We start from the raw sequence: 18,745 nt of genomic DNA, 5'->3' as shown, positions 1-18,745 counted from the left end.
TGCCTCTTGCCCATTTCCAAACTCCTTCATAATCCAAAATAACAGAGATTCTGGACCACTCAGAAGGGGGCAGATCAATATTCAACAGGCCTCGCAAGCGATCGCTGACCCGGCTGAGCGACTTGCGACCGAGGCACGGCATATTCTCGAACGAGCCTCGCAGGACCATATCTGGGGGTGGCTCATCTATAGTATGTCGGATCGCGGGAGGGTACCGGACGACCTGCTCAGCTTTCCTCGAACCGATCTTGTTGTCGGGCATCGCAATGGCCGCTTCAAGTTCACAAGCTTGGCCTGCGCGAACGATCTTGTCGTCAGCGCATTGCGCCGGGCATTGCGGAGCGTTCTGGAGCAGGATCACGGAAAAGACTATGCCTCGAACATGCTCGAGCTGTTGCTGAACGCACTGGGGCTGCCTGAAGAAGAAGCGAGGGCGATCGCGATGCGCCCGCTGGCCAGCCTGCCGCAGACCTCGGCTGTTTCTGCGATCCAGCAGCGCAATAATACGCAGACTTGATGTCTGGAGGGCCGCCCGAGCGAGAGGCACGTATCGCCTGCTCGCTCCCAACAGAGAGGGCGGCCGATCACCAGTATTTGAACCAAGCGCGCCCTGTGGAGATAAGAAAGGATCGAAGCGTCGGGCGCGATGGATTCCGAGGATCAACAGACCTTCTAGGTAGTTTTGGCAGTTATGACGATTAACAGGACGGCACGCACGCGTTACAGTGCAAGTCGCGCCGACATTCATCCATCGTTCAGGTTGTCGTTTACATATGTAGTCGTAACGACGGCTTAGGAGGTGCATGAGTTCGTCGAGAGGTGACTCCATGACCGAGAAGATCAGCGACGCCGAACATGCCGTTATGGAAGCCCTTTGGGAAGCGTCGCCGCTGAGTGCTTCCGATGTGACCGAGCGGGTTCGGGAAGCGCGGGGGTGGAGCATCCAGACCGTGAAGACGCTGCTCTCGCGCCTGCTGGCCAAGGATATAGTCGCGACGGAGCAGGATGGCCGCCGCTTTCTGTATCGGCCATTGGTGGAGCGCGATGCCTATGTGGCAGGCGAGTCGCGGCGGCTCGTGGATCGGCTGTTCGGCGGCAGGGCCGCGCCGCTGGTGGCGCACCTTGCCGAGCAGGATCAACTTAGCCGTCAGGATATTGCCGAGATCGAGGCGCTGTTGAAGGCGCTTAAATCATGAGCGCGCCGGGCTTTTACACATGGATTGCAGAGGCTGTGATCGCATCGGCGCTTTTGCTTGCTCTCGTCATGTTGCTGCGGCGGCCGGTCGCGCAGTATCTTGGCGCGCGCGCAGCCTATGCCTTGTGGGCGCTTCCCTTGTTGCGGCTGCTGCTACCGCCTCTACCGCAAGCCGCAACTCCGGCTGCGTTGCTCCCGGTGCAGGGTAAGGTCGTATCTATCGGCTACGTTCGCGAAGCGGTGCAGGCGCCCGCTGCGCAATTCCCATGGGTCGAAGCCCTCCTGGCGGTGTGGATCGGCGGCGCAGTGCTGTTCTTGCTGGTGCAAACCTTCGCCTATTTTCGCTTCAAGCAGTTGATGCTGTCTGACGGCGTCGTGATCGGCCACGATGGCGGGATCGCGATCTTGGAGAGCGTTCACGCGAGAGGACCACTGGCGTTCGGCATCGTGCACAGGCGAGTAATGGTGCCGGTCGATTTCCGCGACCGCTATACGCCCGATGAGCAGGTGCTGGCTCTGTCGCATGAGGTGACGCATCATCGGCGCGGCGATCTGGTCGCAAACCTGTTGGCGCTGCTGATGCTGGCGCTGCACTGGTGCAATCCCATTGCCTGGATCGCCTATCGCGCCTTCCGAATGGATCAGGAACTAGCTTGCGACGCGCAGGTGCTGGCCAGCCATGGCCAGGCGCAAGCTTATGGGCGTGCGATCTTGAAGGCGGCGACCGCAGCGGCACATCCAACCGGAAATCGCTTCAATATCTGTCATCTCAATAAAGTCGAAACTCTGAAGGGGAGGTTGAAAATGCTTTCGAACCACTCAGCATCGCTGCGCCATATTACCTGGGGCATGGGAGCCGTAGCTGTCGTGACCGTGGCCGGACTAGCGCTCACTGCATCGGGAAGTGGTGCCGCAAGGGAAATGGCAAGCGTATCCGGTCCTCTGGGCAATGCCAATCTGACGCGGCTCACCGCGCTGCTGCCGAGGAACCCGGTCGAAGCGAGGGCGCCGCAAGCGCCCGCCGCTCCGGCACCACCCGCTCCGCCCGCCGAACCTGCTGCGATAGCCTGGGCCGCGCCTCCCTCCGTGCCGCACGGGGTCCCGGTCGTCAGGATCGACAGTAAGAGCTTCCATCCTGACGTGAGGGTGCCTTCACAGGCTGAACTCACTGCCATGGTGCCGGATGTCCGGGTGGATCATGGCTGCACCGGGAGGCGTGAGGCGACGACGCAGGACTTCACAGATGCGTCGGGCAAGCGCCACGTTCACGTCTCGCTTTGTACCGCCGCGATCCAGCACGAAGCGATGGCCGAAGCGCGTGCCGAGATGGCCGAGGCGCGTCGGGCCGTGGCGTCGGCGCGCGTGATGTCGGCTCAGGATCGTGCCCAAGCCATGGCTGACGCACAGGCGGACCTTGCAGAAGCGCGCGCGGAAATGGCCCGGGCGCGGGAGGAAGCCCGTCGCGAGATCGACCGGAGCCGGGCTGAGATCCACTGAGGTTCCTGGGCTCTCATCGAGAGTCCTTGAATTTGGAAGGCGAAGTGGCACATGGGAGCAATGGATGCTCCTTTTGATATCGCGGCTCTTCCCACTGGCGTAGCAATGACTCTTTCGCCGCTTGTGGCGCGCGTGCTTGCGCCCAATCCCTCGCCGTTCACCTTCACCGGCACGCAAAGCTATGTGGTGGGGCGCGAGGATGTCGCGGTGATCGATCCGGGACCCGCTGATCCGGCGCATATCTCCGCATTAGAAGCGGCTATCGGTGGCCGTCCTGTGACTGCCATCATGTGTACGCATACGCATCGCGATCACAGCCCGGCCGCGCCACGACTGGGGGAATTGACGGGCGCCCCGATCATCGGGTGCGCGCCGCTGACGCTGGAGGATGACGGCCCACGTGCCGACGCAGCGTTCGATCCTGATTATGTGCCGGATCGCGTACTCTTGAATGGCGAGCGAGTGAGCGGCACGGACTGGACGCTGGAGGCTCTGGCGACGCCGGGGCACACCTCCAACCATCTGTGCTTTGCCCTGATCGAGGAGCAGGCGCTGTTTACCGGCGATCATATCATGGGATGGTCCACCTCGGTCGTTTCACCCCCGGATGGAGACATGGCCGCCTATATGCGGTCCATGCAGCTGCTGGTGGATCGGGACGACGTGATTTATTACCCCGCGCATGGCGAGCCGGTGGATAAGCCGCAACGTCTTGCCCGCTCCATGATGGGTCACCGCCGCCACCGCGAAGGGCAGATCATCCGCTATCTGCAAGGCAGCGGTGCAGCAGCTATCCCGGACATGGTTTCGGAGATGTACAAAGGCGTCGATCCGCGGCTGTATCCCGCTGCGGGCAGGTCGGTGCTGGCTCATCTGATCGACTTGCAGGCGCGGGGACTGGCGCGTGAACAGGCCGGGCAGTGGGAAGCTGTCGCAGCCTGAGCGGTTTCTCTATGCCTTCGCGCGCGGTGCGGATAAAGGCAGCGCCAACCCAACGTCGATGACGAACAAGGAAGACGACTGACATGGATGCCAGAGGTGGAATCGGCGGGAGCCTGAAGGGCTTGGACCTGCGCGCGGAGATCGACCGGCTGCGCAAGGAGCGCAATGCCGTGATCCTCGGTCACTATTACCAGAAGCCGGAAATCCAGGACCTGTCGGATTTCGTCGGAGACTCGCTCGAGTTGTCACGCAAGGCGGCGGAGACCGATGCGGAGGTGATCGCGTTTTGCGGCGTGCGCTTCATGGCGGAGACAGCGAAGATCCTCTCGCCTGAGAAGATCGTGATTCTGCCCGATATGGACGCAGGCTGTTCGCTGGAGGACAGCTGCCCACCCGCGCAGTTCAAGGCCTTCCGGGAGGCGCATCCCGATCACATTGCATTGAGCTACATAAACTGCTCGGCCGAAGTGAAGGCATTATCCGACATCATCGTCACCAGCAGTTCGGCGGAGAAGATCCTGAGTCAGATACCGAAGGAGCAGAAGATTATCTTCGGACCCGACAAGCATCTGGGCGGCTATCTGGCGCGCAAGCTGGGGCGTGAGATGCTGCTGTGGCCGGGCGTTTGCATCGTGCACGAGGCGTTCAGCGAAACCGAGTTGCTGAAGCTTCAGGCGCAATATCCGGGCGCGCCCATCGCTGCGCATCCCGAATGTCCGCCGGCGATCGTCGATCATGCCGATTATGTCGGATCGACCAGCGGAATCCTGGAGTTCGCCAAGTCGATGCCGGGCGACACGCTGATCGTCGCGACCGAGCCGCACATCATCCACCAGATGGAACGCGCGGTGCCGGAGAAGACCTTCATCGGTGCGCCGGGTGCCGACGGCAACTGCAACTGCAACATCTGCCCCTACATGGCGCTCAATACCACGGAGAAGCTGTACGTCGCGCTGCGCGATCTGCAGCCGCGTATCGAAATGGACGAGACGTTGCGGTTGCAGGCGCGCAAGTCGCTCGACCGCATGCTGGAAATGGCGAGCGGCACTGTGGGTCAGGGGGATCTGGGCGCGCGATGACATTCGCTCTGGCGGGCTTCGATCTGGACGCCTTCATTGCCGCCACGCTGGCAGAGGATCTCGGTGACGGGGGCGACATCACTTCCGCCGCTGTCATTCCTGCCGATGCGCTGTTTACAGGCGTGATGGACAGCCGCGATGCCGTGACGGTCGCGGGGCTGCCGATAGCGGCGGCATTTTTCCGTGCGCTCGACCCAGACGTGGAAATCGAGATGCTGGTGGAGGACGGGCAGCAGGTCGCGGCGGGCACGGAGCTGATGCGGTTGCGCGGCAAGGCACGGGCGATGCTGACGGCGGAACGTTCTGCGCTGAATACGGTGCAGCATCTGACCGGAATCGCGACCCTGACGCGATCCTATGTCGATGCGATCATCGGCACCGGCGCGACATTGCTCGACACGCGCAAGACGATCCCAGGCCTGCGCCGCCTGGAGAAATATGCGACGCGGATGGGCGGCGCGGCCAATCATCGCATGGGCCTGTGGGACGCGGCGATGATCAAGGACAACCATGTCGCGGTCGCCGGATCGGTGGGTGAAGCGGCGCGGCGGGCAGTCTCTGCGGGCATTGCGAATATCATCGTGGAAGTCGACCGCGTGGATCAGATCGAACCGGCGCTGGAGGCTGGCGCCACGCATTTGCTGCTCGACAATATGGACCCGCCGACGTTGCGCGGCGCTGTTACACTGGTCGGCGGACGCGTGCCCACCGAAGCCTCTGGCGGCGTGCGGCTGGATACGATCCATGCCATTGCCCAGACAGGCGTCACATATGTGAGTGTCGGGCGGCTCACGCAGTCCGCGCCCGCCGCCGATGTAGGGCTGGACTTCGCGCATGTTTAAGGAACTCGCCGCAGCCGTCCTGATGCTCGCTCCGGGCGTCGCGCTGGCGCAGGTGGAGCAATGCACCATCCCTCACAACATCCCGCGTCCGCGGCCCGATTTGCCCTCGGACGGCCAGCCGAAGCGTGTGCTTCCAATCGGCGGCTATACGCTCGCGATTACCTGGTCGCCGCAATATTGCGCGGGCAAGAGCGGCGGGCGCGATGCTTTCCAGTGCGACAATCGGAAGGCGAGGTTCGGCTTCACGCTGCATGGCCTGTGGCCGGATGGCGAGGGCAAGGACTGGCCGCAATATTGCCGCGCCACGTCGATCCTGCCGCGCGCCACTATTGCCAAGAATCTGTGCGTGACGCCATCGGCGCAACTGATCCAGCATGAGTGGGCCAAGCATGGCACCTGCATGAGCGCCAACGGTCAGCCGATCCGGCCGAACACTTATTTCGACCGATCGCGGGCGCTCTATCGGAAGCTGCGGTTCCCCGACATGGCAGCTATCTCCAAGCGGGGCAGCATTACCGCGGGCGCGCTCGCTAATGCGTTTGCGGACGCAAATCCGGGATTTCGGCCTGACATGATGCGTGTGACGGCGACACGTGACGGCTGGTTGGACGAGATTTGGCTGTGCCTCGACAAAGGCTTCCGCAATGCGCGCTGCCCGGCCCATCAGGGCGGGCTGAAGCCTGCCGAGACGCTACGGGTGCGCGCGCAATAGCGCTCAGCCGTCTATTGTCACCGTTCCGGGGTGATGCTTGTCCAGGTGCCTGCGGATGAGCTTCAGGTTCTTGGTATTCGACTTGAACATGAAATCGAATACGTCGCCCGCAAAAGGGATCGCGCCCAGTACTGTGTCGACACCGACATTGGCGGCCATGCGCGTCAGCTGCCATTTCGACATGCCAAGGTTCCGCGCTTCCCATACCATCCAAGCGCCCATGGCGGCCGTGGCGATGTCGCCGACGACCGGGATCAGGCCGACGAGGCTGTCCACTCCCACGCGGCGGTTGGTGCCGGGGATGACGAACAGCCCTTCCAGGATCTGCTCCATTGCCTCTATCCGACGCCGTACGGACGCAGGGTCGCGGCCAAAGCCGGGCAAGTCGCGTGCGATCCGGTCGAATTGATCCTGTGAGATAGGCAACGTGATTACTCCTCTCACCTTAGTTGGTGGTGCGGAACAACTGGTTCAATGGGTGGCGCGCGCGCGTTGACGGGGCAAATCCGTTAAGCACACGGGCAACCAGCGACCAACGCACGGGCGCGCCCAGCGGGATATAGCCATTGTGCGCTGTGGTCAGCGCCTCTGCGTCAGCAAGGCGCGCCTGCGCCTCCGGCACGGACGTCGCCATTCCTGCCTCCTGCAGCCGCTCCTGAGCAAGTGCATCGCAATGCACTTTGCGCGCACAGCCGATCCGGCCCAGATACCACAGGGCGCTGTCATAGGCAGCGACTTCATCGATAAGGCGCAAGTCGGCATCTTCGTCCAGCCCGACCTGCCTGCTCGGCACGCCGATCTGTGAAAGATCGCGCGCAATCAGCGTGTATAGCAACCTGGAGCCAGCACCCAGGGGCAAGGCTATACGAAGCGAGGGCACTTCACCATTGATGCCGCGCCATTGTTGGATCGCGGCGCGAGCGGTGGCGCGGCGATCCTCCATGGATACATTGGTCCACGCGGGTACGGTGGGCGGGCGGGGCAGGTCGAGTTGCTGTGGCAGCAAGCGATCCGTGACTACCCAGCCGCCCAGCGCGAAAGCTGAAGGCAACCGGTCCCGATCGATGGACATGCTCAGAGCCGCCCGAACGGCGGCATCGTCAAGGAAGGTCCCCGTGCCAACGACCGCCAGCCCGAAGAGCCCCTGAGCCGGATCGACTCGCACGACGCGATTATCCAGTCCTGCCCGGTTCAGAAGCGGCAGGTCGTTGTAGCGCCCCCCGAGCACCAGCGACGCAAGGCCCGCGCGAAACCGCACGATAGCCATTGCCGCGCGCTCCGCTCGCAGCACGCGGTTCTCCCAAGCGGGAATGGCCGTGTCTTCATTGCCGTCATCATCGACGACGGGACGCAGGAACCAGGCGTCCGGGCGCTTCTCCTTACGATAGGGTCCTGTGCCGCCATCGCGCCGGGTGATGGCCATTTGCGGCTGGGCGAGCATTTGCAGCAGATAAGGACGAGAGGCCGACAAGCGGATCTCCAGCACTTCTCCGGTGATGGCGTTGACTTCCTGAATGGCGGCAAGGTCGCCGTGAACGTCGAGCTTCAGATTGGCGGTGATGCGGTTGCGGAGGAGAAATGCGACGTCCTCGGCCTTGATCGGCGCGCCATTCGGCCATTGCAGGCGGCGCAGGCGGAATATGTAGCTGCGGCCATCGTCCTGCACGATCCAGCGTTGGGCAAGCGCGGGCAGCACGTCGCCCTGCGCATCGAAGGCCACCAGACCCTGCGCCGTGGACTCCAGCATCAGCTTGGATGCAGGGCTCAGCACGTCGCGCAAAGGCTGTGTAAGCTGCTGGCCGGTGCCGATGACGCTGACCACGACCGGCCCCGACTGCTTTTCCGAGCAGCCCGCCACACTCATCGCGAAGGTCGCGAGCAACGGTGCGAGTACGGGCAGGCTGAAGCGGCGGAGCATGAGCGAGGCGGTTCCTGAAGGCGGCTGCCAAGTAGCTGATCTAGCCGCTGGCCGCTCCCCCGCCAACCCGTATGCGCTTAATGTTTGAACTTATGCAGCACCGCGACGATGATGCCGCCCACGATCAGCCCCGCGATCCCGGAGCCGAGCGCAGTAACCGCCCATTCCGTGACGGCGTGCAGAGGCCCCATCGCCTCGCCTGCCGCCACGGCGATATGGTGCAGCGTTCCGGGTATCATGTGCATGCCGAAACTCTCAAGCCCGTGGACAAGGATGCCGCCGCCGACCCATAGCATCGCCGCGGTGCCGATAACTGATAACGCGCGCATCAGGACCGGCATGGTGTTGACCAGCAGCCTGCCTATGGTCTGGCTGGCGGTGGACGGGCGTTTGGCCATGTGGAGGCCGATGTCGTCCATCTTCACGATCAGCGCCACCACGCCATATACGCCTGCCGTTATCAGCAGCGACACGACGGCAAGGACGATCGCCTGCTCCCACAAAGGGGTGTCGGCTACAGATGCCAGTGCGATGGCCATGATTTCGCCCGAAAGGATGAAGTCGGTCCGAATTGCACCGCCTACCTGACGGTCTTCCAGCACCTTGGGATCGATTTCGTCGGCCACCTCCTCGATCGGGTGGGCTGTGCCACCTTGCAGAGCCTCGAACAACTTCTCCGACGCCTCGAAGCAGAGATAGGCGCCGCCTATCATCAGCAACGGCGTGAGCGCCCATGGCGCCAGCGCGCTGATCGCGAGCGCCGCAGGAAGCAGGAACAGCAGCTTGTTGCGCAGCGATCCCAATGCGATCTTCCAGATGATCGGGAGTTCACGGTCCGGAGTCAGCCCCACGACATAGCGCGGCGTGACTGCGGCATCGTCGATCACTACGCCCGCAGCCTTGGCCCCCGCCTTGCCGGCCGCAGCACCCACGTCATCGAGCGATGAGGCCGCAAGCTTGGCAATTCCCGCTACGTCGTCCAGCAGCGCGATTAATCCCGATGGCATGTCGTATTTATCCCCCTGTGCGGCCCGGTCTTGGACGCCCCCTAGCGGCTATCCACGGGCATGGCAAAGAACGTTCGGGTCGATCTGCCGTTCCCTTTGTGGTGGTGTCTATGTGTGGGGAAACCCTCGGGTGTTGCTGCGTTGAGCACTTGAGCGGAGGTCGCGAAGGAGTGACACATGCCACAGGGTGACAAGAGCAGCTACACTGATAAGCAGAAGCGTAAGGCGTCGCATATCGAGGAAGGATATGAGGAGCGTGGCGTGCCGAAGGACGAAGCAGAACGCCGCGCCTGGGCCACGGTCAACAAGGAGTCCGGCGGCGGCAACAAATCCGGGTCCGGCCGGGGCAAGCCGGACACGCATGTTTCGTCCAGCAGAGGCGGCAAGCGCGGCGGCGCGGCATCCGCCAAGCGCTCTGCCGCGGACAGGTCCGCAGCAGCCAAGAAGGGTTGGGAGACGCGGCGCACGAAGGCCTGATCTGGGTGCGGCGCAAGTAGCCGACGTTTATCTAGGTAAGTGGGCTGAAACCAGCGTTGTCGACCTCAGGAGCTTCGCAGTACGCCATCCGGCCGGCCAACCTTATGTAGGGAAAGCCGCGATCGCAGACGCAATCGCTCGGTGTCTGAGGTCGAACGACGCTGGTGCGGACGGCGGGACTCGAACCCGCACTCCATAGGAAGCAGATTTTAAGTCTGCCGCGTCTACCGGTTTCGCCACGTCCGCATCTACAGGAATGTCCCGCGTCGCGGCTCGGCCTTAACGGCATTTCGGCGGATTGAAAACGCCATGCGTCCGCTAATCAGGACAAAAAGAAGAATCCCCTCCGCTCTGATGTGGTCGAGCGGAACGGGCGTTCTTTACTTCGCGTTGAGACGCTCGCGCATTTCCTTGCCCGGCTTGAAATAGGGCACCCGCTTGGCAGTGACAGGCACCGTCTCTCCAGTCCTTGGGTTGCGGCCGGTACGCGCATCGCGATCCCGCGTGGTGAACGCTCCAAAACCCCTCAACTCGACGCGACCCCCCGCGGCAAGTCGTTCTATAATCTCGCGAAAGAACAGATCTACAATCCGTTCGACTTCCTGCAAGGTAAGTTCCTGGTTTTCATCTGCCAGTTTCTGAATCAATTCCGAGCGGATCATTACCTGTCCCCACTATATCAGCACCCCGCATGCCTGTTGTTTAGCCTTAATCAAAAGCTAACCCGCTGACAATGGAACGAACTTGAGAGACTATTGTGCAAAATCAACGATCTGTGCCAAATTTGGGCAATGCACTAGGTAGAAGGCCGTAAAAGCCGCAAAAAAAGAGGCGCAACGGGGTTCCGTTGCGCCTCTTACTTACGGTGCATGACGCCACTTGCCGCGGCGTCATGCGAACATGTGTTTAGCCTTCGTTCTTGGCCTTGAGCGCTTCGCCCAGGATGTCGCCCAGCGACGCGCCGCTGTCCGACGAACCATATTGCGCTACGGCCTGCTTCTCTTCGGCGATCTGCATCGCCTTGACGGAGAAGTTGGGCTTCTTCGCGCGGTCGAAGCCGATGACCATCGCATCGAACTTCTGGCCGGGCTGGTAGCGCTCGGGGCGCTGCTCGTCGCGGTCGCGGCCAAGGTCGCTGCGCTTGATGAAGCCGGTTGCCCCGTCTTCGCCAGCCTGGACTTCCAGACCGCCGTCGCGGACTTCAAGGACGGTCACGGTTACGATCGCGTTCTTGTTGAGACCGGCGCCCGAGGAGGCAGTGCCAGCGCTGCCGACGGCAGGCGCACCCTTCTCAAGCTGCTTCATGCCAAGCGAGATGCGTTCCTTCTCGACGTCGATGTCGAGAACGATCGCCGAAACGGCTTCGCCCTTGCGATGCAGCGCCAGAGCGTCTTCGCCCGAAATGCCCCATGCGATGTCGGACATGTGGACCATGCCGTCGACGTCGCCGTCCAGGCCGATGAACAGACCGAATTCGGTCGCGTTCTTGACTTCGCCTTCGACGACGGAGCCGACCGGGTGCTTCTCTGCGAAGGCATCCCATGGATTGCTCTGTGCCTGCTTGAGGCCAAGCGAGATGCGGCGCTTCTCGCTGTCGACTTCGAGGACCAGAACTTCGACTTCCTGGCTGGTCGAAACGATCTTGCCGGGGTGGACGTTCTTCTTGGTCCAGCTCATTTCGCTGACATGGACCAGGCCTTCGATGCCCGGTTCCAGTTCGACGAACGCACCATATTCGGTGATGTTGGTCACGCGGCCCGACAGCTTGGCGCCGATCGGGTACTTGGCCATCGCGCCTTCCCACGGATCGCTCTCAAGCTGCTTCATGCCGAGCGAGATTCGCTGCGTGTCGCGGTTGATGCGGATGATCTGCACGCGGACAGTGTCGCCGATGTTGATCATTTCGCTGGGGTGGTTGATGCGCTTGTAGCTGAGGTCGGTGACGTGCAGCAGGCCGTCGATGCCGCCCAGGTCCACGAACGCACCGTAATCGGTGATGTTCTTGACCACGCCCTCGATGATCTGACCTTCGGCCAGCGTCTGGATGAGACCGGTGCGCTGTTCGGCGCGAGTTTCTTCCAGAATGGCGCGGCGCGATACGACGATGTTGCCGCGGCGGCGATCCATCTTCAGGATCTGGAAGGGCTGCGGAATGTCCATCAGCGGAGTGACATCGCGCACGGGGCGGATGTCGACCTGCGAACCGGGCAGGAAGGCCACGGCGCCGTCGAGGTCGACCGTGAAGCCGCCCTTGACGCGGCCGAAGATGACGCCTTCGACGCGGGTGTTCTCGGAGAATTCCGCTTCCAGCTTGTCCCATGCGGCTTCGCGGCGGGCGCGGTCACGGGAAAGCATGGCGTCGCCATGGGCGTTTTCGACGCGGTCGACATAGACTTCGACTTCATCGCCCACCTTGATGTCGGCCTTCTGGCCGGGCATCGCGAATTCGCGCAAGGGAACGCGGCCTTCGCTCTTGAGGCCCACGTCGATGACGGCGAGGTCGTTTTCGATGGCGGTAACGGTGCCCTTTACAACGCGGCCTTCAAAGCCGCCGTCTTCGCCACCGAGAGAATCATTGAGCATCGCTGCGAAATCGTCGCGCGACGGAAATGCCGTAGAGGCCATATGGTAGTCCTTCTTCGTACGTTGCTGGCCGGCCGGTTGTCTCCGGCGGTCTTTGGCCAAAACGCCTGCAAAACCGAACGTTTAGCAAGCATCCGGCGGACTATCAGCCAAGGAAAACGCAGAAGTGGGCAAGTGAAAAAAGCGCCTCCGGTGTAGCCGAGCGCCTCATCGGCCACTGTTTTCAGCGACCTGCCAGCTGTGCGTCCACCAGCACAATGGCCTGTCGGACGGCCGCGTCTATAGTCAAGTTACTGGTATCTAGCAAGTCTGCACCGTCGGCCTGCCGCAATGGGGCATGGTCGCGACTCATGTCGCGTGTGTCGCGCGCCTGGATGTCTGCGATCAGCGTGTCCATGTCGGGATGGCCACCATGCGCCATGGCATCGGCGAAGCGCCGCTCCGCCCGCACCGGTACGCTGGCCGTCACGAAGATCTTGGCGTCGGCATCGGGCGCTATGACGGTGGCGATGTCGCGGCCATCGAGCACCGCGCCGCCCGGTTGAGTCGCAAAGTCGCGCTGGCGGGAAATCAGCGCCGCACGCACGCTCTGGTGAACGGACACGCGCGAGGCCAGCGACCCGACCGCCTCGGTCCGCAAGGTGGGCTCGGCGAGCAGGTTGTCGTCGAAATCGCAGGCGGCGAGGGCATCCTCTTCAAGGTCCGGATCTCCCCCTGCTCTCAGCACGGCAAGACCGACCGCGCGATATAGGAGCCCCGTATCCAGGCAGGGGAGGCCGTAATGCTGCCCCAGCGCCTTGGCGATCGTGCCTTTGCCCGAGGCGGCGGGACCATCGACCGCGATGATCATGCCTTGGCGCTCCGCAATACCTTGATGAGGCCAAGCACGGCTATCGCGGCCCAGACGATCTCCAGGGCCATCGACGCGATGTTGAAGTGTACGGTCAGGGAAGCGATCAGCAGCAGCGATCCCACCAGGTTGAGCAGGTTGAAGAACAGGAAGTTCATCTTAGCCGCCATGTTGGAATAGGCATAAGCGACGACCATCATCGCGCTGCCGATCAGGCCCACGATGTTGGCGGCAAGGGGTGATAGGACGCCGGTCACTGGACTGCGCCCATAGCACGAAGCAAATCCACGAACCCCGGAAAACTCGTCGCCACCGGGCGCATATCGTCGACCGTCACGCCATCGCGCGACACCAGCCCTGCAACTGCAAAGCTCATCGCGATACGGTGATCGAGCAGCGTTGCGACCGGACCGCCACCTGCCAGCGGCTCCCCGCCCGTGCCTTCGATGACGAGGCCATCCTCCAGTTCCTCGACTCGCGCGCCAATCAGGCGCAGCCCCGTCGCCATGGTAGTGAGGCGATCCGACTCCTTGACGCGCAGTTCTTCGAGGCCGCGAAATATGCTGCGTCCTTGCGCCAATGCGGCCGCGACGAACGCCACGGGATATTCATCGATCATGCTGGGCGCGCGGGCGGGATCGGGTTCCACGCCGTTCAATGTAGAGGCTGTGACGATCAGGTCGCCCACCGGTTCGCCGCCTACGTGGCGCGCGTTCACGATCTGGATATTGCCACCCATGTCCCGCAGCAGGTCGATCAGTCCGGCGCGCGTGCCGTTCAATCCGACATTGTTGATCGTGACCTGCGACCCCGGCACCAGCAGCGCCGCGACCATGGGGAACGCCGCGGACGAGGGGTCGCCCGGCACCACAATGTGCTGAGGACGCAGTTCCGCTTCGCCGACGAGGCTGATGACGCGCGCGCCGTCGCTATCGATCTCCACAGTCAGATCAGCGCCGAAGCCCCGCAGCATCACTTCGCTGTGGTCCCGCGTCGGTATGGGTTCGATCACCCGCGTGATGCCAGGCGTATTCAGCCCTGCCAGCAGTACGGCCGACTTCACTTGCGCCGATGCGACCGGCAAGCGGTATTCGATCGGCACGGCGGGGCAGATGCCGCGCATGGTCAGCGGCAACCGCCCGCCTGGCGACGCCGTGAACTCCGCGCCCATTGTGGACAGCGGGTCGATGACTCGTCCCATCGGCCGCTTGCTGAGGGACGCGTCGCCGATGAAGGTCGCGGTGATATCGTGACTCGCCAGCAGCCCCATCAGGAGCCGCGTAGAGGTGCCGCTGTTGCCCATGTCCAGCGCCACCTCGGGCTGCATCAGACCACCGACGCCGACGCCATGGATATGCCACACGCCATCAGCGTCGCGGGCGATATCCGCGCCCATTGCCCGCATCGCGGCGGCGGTCGCCAGCACATCCTCGCCCTCCAGCAATCCTTCGACTCGGCTCTCCCCCACTGCCAGCGCAGACAGCATCAGTGCGCGGTGCGAGATGCTCTTGTCGCCCGGCACTGTGACCGTCCCCGAAAGCGCGTTAGCGGCCCTGAAGGTCGTGGGAGTGGGGGCGTCGCTATGCGCCAGATCGTGAGCCATGAAAGTCCGAACGTCATCAAAGGGTCAAAAAATGCGTCCCGGCTTTTGACAGCGCGGTCCTGCTATGGCAATGCCCGCGTCGCTTCGTGCGCAGCCCCGCTGTCGCGCGCTTTATCTATTATTATTATCAAGGATGGACGGCGGCACATGGTGAAGCCTGAATGGGGCACGAAACGGACTTGCCCGAAATGCGCGACGCGCTTCTACGATCTTGGCAAGGATAACCCGGTTGTCTGCATCAACTGCAATAATCCGTGGGATCCCGAGCCTGTGCTGAAATCGAAGCAGCCGCTTCCCTATGAGGAAGTGGTGCCCAAGAAGGTCGTCGAGACCGCCGATGGCGAGATCGAGGCAGTGGACGATGATCTGGATGTCGATCTGGACATCGATGAGGATGACGACTCGCCGGATAACGACGTGGATCTTGGCGGCGACGACGACCTTGGGGTCGAAGCAGCCGGCGATGAAGGCGACGACGACAATTAAGCCCTTGCAAAGGGGGGCGCTGCTCGATTAAAGGCAGCGCCTCGCCAGCGAGTCAGCATCCTTATCGATGCGATTTGCCCTGGCGGAAATGCGGCCGCGACCCAAGCGGCGCGGCAGTGATTTGGGGCCTTAGCTCAGCTGGGAGAGCGCCTGCATGGCATGCAGGAGGTCAGCGGTTCGATCCCGCTAGGCTCCACCATCAAGTTTAAAATTCCAGTGTTTGATGCGTTGGACCAAATAACCCCGCTTCCCGCTAGGGAGACGAGGACGCCGCGCGCTCGCCACGATAGTTGGTGGCTGACCAAAGCACAAAAGGCGTTCTCGCTACATTTCACCGGACTCCTCTTTACCTCGAAAGAGGTGCATTGCTTTGACGATGACCGCGCCATTCTTCGGAAGTGGCGCCCATCTACGCGGCCTTCGCCCCTCCCAGAACGTCCTCAGGCAGCGTCGACCATGACAATCTCGCTATCCTCGACTGCAGTTACACGAATGACGTCGACATCCTTGATCGCCGCTCCGTCACGGGCGTTGACCCGTACGTCATCGATCCTGATCGCGCCGGTGGCGGGGACAAGATAGGCCTTTCGCTCCCTGCCGATCGGGTATTCGGCGCTCTCGCCTGCTCTTAGCGTCGCTGCGACAATGCGGGCATCCGTGCGGATCGTTAGCGCGTCATTGTCGTTTTCGTAGCCGGATGCCAGCGTGACGAATTGCCCCGTCCGATCGCCTGTTGGAAAGGGGCGGGCGCCCCAGCTTGGAGCGTCGCCGTTCTTCGTAGGCACGATCCAGATCTGGAAGATCTTCGTCGTGACATCCTCCAGATTATATTCGGAGTGACGCACGCCGGATCCGGCGCTCATGACCTGAACGTCACCCGCTTCAGTCCGGCCCTTGTTGCCCAGGCTGTCTTCGTGCGTGATGGCGCCTTCGCGCACGTAAGTGATGATCTCCATGTCGCGGTGCGGATGCGGCGGAAAGCCGGTCTTCGGCGCGATCGTGTCGTCGTTCCAGACCCGGAGGTTACCCCAGTTCATGCGCGCCGGATCGTGATACCCGCCGAACGAGAAGTGATGCTTGGCGTCAAGCCAGCCGTGGTTGGCGCCGCCGAGATCGGCAAAGGGGCGAACTTCTATCATGTGATGTCTCCTTTCGAACAGCGTCGGGCTGTCGTTGGATGTCTTTTACGCCTTGCGGAAACTTCGATGTAGATAGATAAAACCGATGCGTTCGTTCGAGAAAGTGGAATGATGAAGTCTCCCGGAACCCCGACCTTTGACCAGCTTCGTATCTTCCTTACCATCGTCGACCTGGGCAGCTTCGCGGCGGCCGCGCGAAAGCTCAATCGCGCCGTCTCGGTGATCAGCTATGGCATCGCCAATCTGGAGGCGCAGCTCGGCCTGACGCTGTTCGACCGGGAGGGCACCCGTAAGCCCCAGTTGACCGTCGAAGGACGCGCTCTGCTCGCGGAGGCACGCAGCATATCGCACGGTTTCGATGGACTGCGCGCGAAGGTGAAGGGCCTGCTCGATGGGTTGGAGGCGGAAGTTGACCTGGCCGTCGATGTCATGCTTCCGTCCGAGCGGCTTGGAAAGGTATTGCGCAATTTCGCGGTCGAGTTTCCAACGGTCCAGCTTCGCCTGCATGTCGAGGCACTTGGCGCAATCACTGCCATGGTGCTGGATCGCGGCGCGGCAATCGGCATTTCCGGGCCGCTGGCAGCCGGCGTGGAGGGAGTCGAATGCATCGCGGCCGGATCTGTACCAATGGTGCCAGTTGCGGCCCCCGATCATCCGCTCGGGCGCATGGAGCGCATCCCGCCGGGCGCCGGGCGTGACCATACCCAATTGGTGCTGACGGACCGCTCCCGCTTCACCGAGGGGCAGGATTATTCGGTCATTAGTCCCAAAACGTGGCGTCTAGCCGATTTGGGCGCAAAGCATGCTCTGCTGCGCGAGGGGATCGGATGGGGTAACATGCCGCTGCCGATGATCGAACCCGATCTTGTTGATGGCTCGCTGGTCCGTCTCGTCATGCCGGATCATACGGGTGGCACATATCGCTTTGCAGGCGTCTGGCGCCGAGACGCACCACCGGGACCTGCCGCCTCCTGGCTACTGGATCAGTTCGTCGCGCTGGGCGCGGACGACAAGGAACTGGAGGGCATGGGCGATGTCTGATCAGGCCGAGGGCAGACCGAAGCGCGGCATGAGATCGGGTCGACTTGAAGCCTTCACCGATGGCGTGGTGGCGATCGTCATCACGATCATGGTGCTCGAGCTGAAAGTGCCGCAGGAAGGAACGCTTGAAGCGCTGTCAGCCAGCATGCCGATCCTGCTCGCCTACGTCCTGTCCTTTATCAACGTTGGACTATACTGGAACAATCATCACCATCTGATGCAGGCCACGGGGCGGATTGACGGTCGCGTGCTGTGGGCGAACCTCTTTCTGCTGTTCTGGTTGTCGCTCGTCCCATTTGTCATCCGGTGGCTGGATGCCAGCGCCTTTTCTGCCATGGCGACAGCGTCCTATGGCGTCGTGCTGGGGATGGCGGCGATCGGCTACGAGCTTACCGAACGATCGATCATTGCTTGCAATGGCCGTCAGTCGGCTGTGGCGAAGGCCATTGGGCGCGATTGGAAGGGAAAGATCAGTCTTGCCCTGTATGTCGTCGCCGTTCCGGCCGCGTTCTTCGCCCGACCAGTAGCGATCATTCTCTATGTAGTTGTATTGATCTTTTGGCTACCGCCCGACAGCAGGATCGAGCGCGAACTGGGGCATTAGAGAGGCTTGGAGGCGGCGGGGTGAAGCATGCAGGCGAGCGTGCCCGCGAAGATCAGGCCACCAGCGAGGATGAGCGGGGCGACCAGACCGCCATGCCTGACGAGATATGCGCCGACGGCCGCGCCGAGGAAGATAGCGGCAACGCTGCCAATGCGGCGTGCCCAGTTCAGGTTGGAACCGCCTGCGACGCTGGAATCGGCCGCAAGTCCGGTGATCGTGAGCGTAAGAACAGTCGTGGTGAGGTCCGGAACCTTCATCTGGCGGATCGTCGCGTTGCGGAAGCCCATGGCGAGTCCGGTCAGTGCGATAATGATGTACACGCTTGAGCCAGGTGATTGCGTTGTCACGTCGAACCCGACCGCGACACCGGCTGCGGTCCAAAGGAGGACGGCTTCGATCGACGCCGCGATGAGCAACCAGCGGCGTAGGGGTGAGCCCGCGTGGTGCTTGCCGATGCGTCCGGCAACTAGTGCGCCGACCATGAACGATGCGATGGCGAAGACATAAGGCGCTATCATGAACTCCGGCGCGCCGCTGGCGGCGAAACCGAGGAAGACGATGTTGCCGGTCATGTTCGCCGTGAAGACCTTGCCAAGGCCCAGCACCGAAATGGCGTCGACCAGCCCAGTCGTTACGGAGAGGAGCAGGAGGAGCCAGGGGAGCGGCGATGTCGCAGGCTTGTTGGCGGTCATAACGGTCTCCGTGAATGTGTATGGCTAATGCCTAGACGCGGACTCGACGTAGATGCAGTCGAATAAGATAGATGATGT

At 62.3% G+C, this 18,745-nt stretch carries 21 protein-coding genes and 2 tRNA genes; 12 read left to right on the top strand and 11 right to left on the bottom strand.

Annotated features, from left to right (window positions below):
* The 7 genes from QHC67_RS07495 to QHC67_RS07465 all read left to right on the top strand — a co-directional run.
* Window positions 1-517, top strand: a 517-nt coding sequence (locus QHC67_RS07495) for a hypothetical protein (protein WP_319292813.1), incomplete at its 5' end; no start/stop codon positions are given.
* Window positions 518-827: 310 nt separating this feature from the next.
* The gene (locus QHC67_RS07490) at window positions 828-1,196 is read left to right on the top strand and encodes a BlaI/MecI/CopY family transcriptional regulator (RefSeq protein ID WP_319292824.1); all 369 of its coding nucleotides are present in this window, start codon (window positions 828-830) and stop codon (window positions 1,194-1,196) included.
* Window positions 1,193-2,692, top strand: a complete 1,500-nt coding sequence (locus QHC67_RS07485) for a M56 family metallopeptidase (protein ID WP_319292811.1) — start codon at window positions 1,193-1,195, stop codon at window positions 2,690-2,692. Before QHC67_RS07490 ends, QHC67_RS07485 begins: the two co-directional genes overlap by 4 nt.
* 60 nt (window positions 2,693-2,752) lie before the next feature.
* Window positions 2,753-3,634, top strand: coding sequence for an MBL fold metallo-hydrolase (locus tag QHC67_RS07480; protein WP_319292809.1), 882 nt, complete (start codon window positions 2,753-2,755; stop codon window positions 3,632-3,634).
* Window positions 3,635-3,717: 83 nt separating this feature from the next.
* Window positions 3,718-4,713 (top strand): quinolinate synthase NadA, encoded by a 996-nt coding sequence (gene nadA, locus QHC67_RS07475; RefSeq protein WP_319292807.1) that lies wholly within the window; start codon window positions 3,718-3,720, stop codon window positions 4,711-4,713.
* A complete protein-coding gene (gene nadC, locus QHC67_RS07470; RefSeq protein WP_319292805.1) occupies window positions 4,710-5,555 on the top strand; it encodes a carboxylating nicotinate-nucleotide diphosphorylase in 846 nt (281 codons plus the stop codon). Before nadA ends, nadC begins: the two co-directional genes overlap by 4 nt.
* Window positions 5,548-6,267, top strand: a complete 720-nt coding sequence (locus QHC67_RS07465) for a ribonuclease T2 family protein (protein WP_319292803.1) — start codon at window positions 5,548-5,550, stop codon at window positions 6,265-6,267. Before nadC ends, QHC67_RS07465 begins: the two co-directional genes overlap by 8 nt.
* Window positions 6,268-6,270: 3 nt before the next feature.
* On the opposite strand, the gene QHC67_RS07460 is transcribed toward QHC67_RS07465, so the two are convergent.
* From QHC67_RS07460 to QHC67_RS07450, 3 genes are all read right to left on the bottom strand, one after another.
* Complete coding sequence (locus QHC67_RS07460) at window positions 6,271-6,693, bottom strand: DUF4112 domain-containing protein (RefSeq protein WP_319292801.1); 423 nt, start codon at window positions 6,691-6,693, stop codon at window positions 6,271-6,273.
* A gap of 19 nt (window positions 6,694-6,712) precedes the next feature.
* Entirely contained in the window at window positions 6,713-8,185 is a 1,473-nt protein-coding gene (locus tag QHC67_RS07455) for an ABC transporter substrate-binding protein (protein WP_319292799.1), read from the bottom strand.
* Between the two features lie 77 nt (window positions 8,186-8,262).
* The gene (locus tag QHC67_RS07450) at window positions 8,263-9,192 is read right to left on the bottom strand and encodes a DUF808 domain-containing protein (RefSeq protein WP_319292797.1); all 930 of its coding nucleotides are present in this window, start codon (window positions 9,190-9,192) and stop codon (window positions 8,263-8,265) included.
* Window positions 9,193-9,369: 177 nt separating this feature from the next.
* On the opposite strand from QHC67_RS07450, the gene QHC67_RS07445 reads away from it, so the two are divergent.
* A complete protein-coding gene (locus tag QHC67_RS07445) occupies window positions 9,370-9,669 on the top strand; it encodes a plasmid stabilization protein (RefSeq protein ID WP_319292795.1) in 300 nt (99 codons plus the stop codon).
* Between the two features lie 162 nt (window positions 9,670-9,831).
* Here the strand turns inward: QHC67_RS07445 and QHC67_RS07440 are convergent.
* From QHC67_RS07440 to aroA, 6 genes are all read right to left on the bottom strand, one after another.
* Window positions 9,832-9,915, bottom strand: a tRNA-Leu gene (locus QHC67_RS07440).
* Window positions 9,916-10,049: 134 nt separating this feature from the next.
* Window positions 10,050-10,331 (bottom strand): integration host factor subunit beta, encoded by a 282-nt coding sequence (locus tag QHC67_RS07435; protein WP_319292793.1) that lies wholly within the window; start codon window positions 10,329-10,331, stop codon window positions 10,050-10,052.
* Window positions 10,332-10,575: 244 nt separating this feature from the next.
* The gene (gene rpsA, locus QHC67_RS07430) at window positions 10,576-12,294 is read right to left on the bottom strand and encodes a 30S ribosomal protein S1 (protein WP_319292791.1); all 1,719 of its coding nucleotides are present in this window, start codon (window positions 12,292-12,294) and stop codon (window positions 10,576-10,578) included.
* Between the two features lie 181 nt (window positions 12,295-12,475).
* On the bottom strand, window positions 12,476-13,102 hold the full coding sequence (gene cmk / locus QHC67_RS07425; protein ID WP_319292789.1) for a (d)CMP kinase: 627 nt from the start codon (window positions 13,100-13,102) through the stop codon (window positions 12,476-12,478).
* Window positions 13,099-13,359, bottom strand: a complete 261-nt coding sequence (locus QHC67_RS07420; protein ID WP_413818504.1) for a CBU_0592 family membrane protein — start codon at window positions 13,357-13,359, stop codon at window positions 13,099-13,101. Before QHC67_RS07420 ends, cmk begins: the two co-directional genes overlap by 4 nt.
* Complete coding sequence (aroA, locus tag QHC67_RS07415; protein WP_319292787.1) at window positions 13,356-14,705, bottom strand: 3-phosphoshikimate 1-carboxyvinyltransferase; 1,350 nt, start codon at window positions 14,703-14,705, stop codon at window positions 13,356-13,358. Before aroA ends, QHC67_RS07420 begins: the two co-directional genes overlap by 4 nt.
* Window positions 14,706-14,852: 147 nt before the next feature.
* On the opposite strand from aroA, the gene QHC67_RS07410 reads away from it, so the two are divergent.
* Window positions 14,853-15,191, top strand: coding sequence for a TIGR02300 family protein (locus tag QHC67_RS07410; protein WP_319292785.1), 339 nt, complete (start codon window positions 14,853-14,855; stop codon window positions 15,189-15,191).
* A 123-nt stretch (window positions 15,192-15,314) separates the two neighbouring features.
* Window positions 15,315-15,390: transfer RNA gene (locus QHC67_RS07405), tRNA-Ala, on the top strand.
* 241 nt (window positions 15,391-15,631) lie between these two features.
* On the opposite strand, the gene QHC67_RS07400 is transcribed toward QHC67_RS07405, so the two are convergent.
* A complete protein-coding gene (locus QHC67_RS07400) occupies window positions 15,632-16,330 on the bottom strand; it encodes a pirin family protein (protein ID WP_319292783.1) in 699 nt (232 codons plus the stop codon).
* A 111-nt stretch (window positions 16,331-16,441) separates the two neighbouring features.
* Here QHC67_RS07400 and QHC67_RS07395 point away from each other — a divergent pair, with 111 nt between their 5' ends.
* Entirely contained in the window at window positions 16,442-17,371 is a 930-nt protein-coding gene (locus QHC67_RS07395) for a LysR family transcriptional regulator (RefSeq protein WP_319292820.1), read from the top strand.
* Entirely contained in the window at window positions 17,364-17,975 is a 612-nt protein-coding gene (locus tag QHC67_RS07390) for a TMEM175 family protein (protein WP_319292781.1), read from the top strand. Before QHC67_RS07395 ends, QHC67_RS07390 begins: the two co-directional genes overlap by 8 nt.
* Here QHC67_RS07390 and QHC67_RS07385 read toward each other — a convergent pair.
* Window positions 17,972-18,667 carry a YoaK family protein gene (locus QHC67_RS07385; RefSeq protein WP_319292780.1) on the bottom strand — a complete coding sequence of 232 codons (696 nt, stop codon included), beginning with the start codon at window positions 18,665-18,667 and terminating at the stop codon, window positions 17,972-17,974. The two genes, QHC67_RS07390 and QHC67_RS07385, sit on opposite strands and share 4 nt — an antisense overlap.
* Window positions 18,668-18,745 lie beyond the last annotated feature (78 nt).

It is taken from the genome of Sphingobium sp., from assembly GCF_033795625.1.
Taxonomy (GTDB): domain Bacteria; phylum Pseudomonadota; class Alphaproteobacteria; order Sphingomonadales; family Sphingomonadaceae; genus Sphingobium.
Note: the sequence above shows the minus strand (reverse complement) of the source record. Positions and strands in the feature narration are given on the sequence as shown.

What these genes read in the sequence shown, in the direction of transcription:
- QHC67_RS07490 (WP_319292824.1), top strand. Translation starts at nt 828, where the DNA reads ATGACCGAGAAGATCAGCGACGCCGAACATGCCGTTATGGAAGCCCTT.
- QHC67_RS07485 (WP_319292811.1), top strand. Translation starts at nt 1,193, where the DNA reads ATGAGCGCGCCGGGCTTTTACACATGGATTGCAGAGGCTGTGATCGCA.
- QHC67_RS07480 (WP_319292809.1), top strand. Translation starts at nt 2,753, where the DNA reads ATGGATGCTCCTTTTGATATCGCGGCTCTTCCCACTGGCGTAGCAATG.
- nadA (WP_319292807.1), top strand. Translation starts at nt 3,718, where the DNA reads ATGGATGCCAGAGGTGGAATCGGCGGGAGCCTGAAGGGCTTGGACCTG.
- nadC (WP_319292805.1), top strand. Translation starts at nt 4,710, where the DNA reads ATGACATTCGCTCTGGCGGGCTTCGATCTGGACGCCTTCATTGCCGCC.
- QHC67_RS07465 (WP_319292803.1), top strand. Translation starts at nt 5,548, where the DNA reads ATGTTTAAGGAACTCGCCGCAGCCGTCCTGATGCTCGCTCCGGGCGTC.
- QHC67_RS07455 (WP_319292799.1), bottom strand. Translation starts at nt 8,185, where the DNA reads ATGCTCCGCCGCTTCAGCCTGCCCGTACTCGCACCGTTGCTCGCGACC.
- QHC67_RS07450 (WP_319292797.1), bottom strand. Translation starts at nt 9,192, where the DNA reads ATGCCATCGGGATTAATCGCGCTGCTGGACGACGTAGCGGGAATTGCC.
- QHC67_RS07445 (WP_319292795.1), top strand. Translation starts at nt 9,370, where the DNA reads ATGCCACAGGGTGACAAGAGCAGCTACACTGATAAGCAGAAGCGTAAG.
- QHC67_RS07435 (WP_319292793.1), bottom strand. Translation starts at nt 10,331, where the DNA reads ATGATCCGCTCGGAATTGATTCAGAAACTGGCAGATGAAAACCAGGAA.
- rpsA (WP_319292791.1), bottom strand. Translation starts at nt 12,294, where the DNA reads ATGGCCTCTACGGCATTTCCGTCGCGCGACGATTTCGCAGCGATGCTC.
- cmk (WP_319292789.1), bottom strand. Translation starts at nt 13,102, where the DNA reads ATGATCATCGCGGTCGATGGTCCCGCCGCCTCGGGCAAAGGCACGATC.
- aroA (WP_319292787.1), bottom strand. Translation starts at nt 14,705, where the DNA reads ATGGCTCACGATCTGGCGCATAGCGACGCCCCCACTCCCACGACCTTC.
- QHC67_RS07410 (WP_319292785.1), top strand. Translation starts at nt 14,853, where the DNA reads ATGGTGAAGCCTGAATGGGGCACGAAACGGACTTGCCCGAAATGCGCG.
- QHC67_RS07400 (WP_319292783.1), bottom strand. Translation starts at nt 16,330, where the DNA reads ATGATAGAAGTTCGCCCCTTTGCCGATCTCGGCGGCGCCAACCACGGC.
- QHC67_RS07395 (WP_319292820.1), top strand. Translation starts at nt 16,442, where the DNA reads ATGAAGTCTCCCGGAACCCCGACCTTTGACCAGCTTCGTATCTTCCTT.
- QHC67_RS07390 (WP_319292781.1), top strand. Translation starts at nt 17,364, where the DNA reads ATGTCTGATCAGGCCGAGGGCAGACCGAAGCGCGGCATGAGATCGGGT.
- QHC67_RS07385 (WP_319292780.1), bottom strand. Translation starts at nt 18,667, where the DNA reads ATGACCGCCAACAAGCCTGCGACATCGCCGCTCCCCTGGCTCCTCCTG.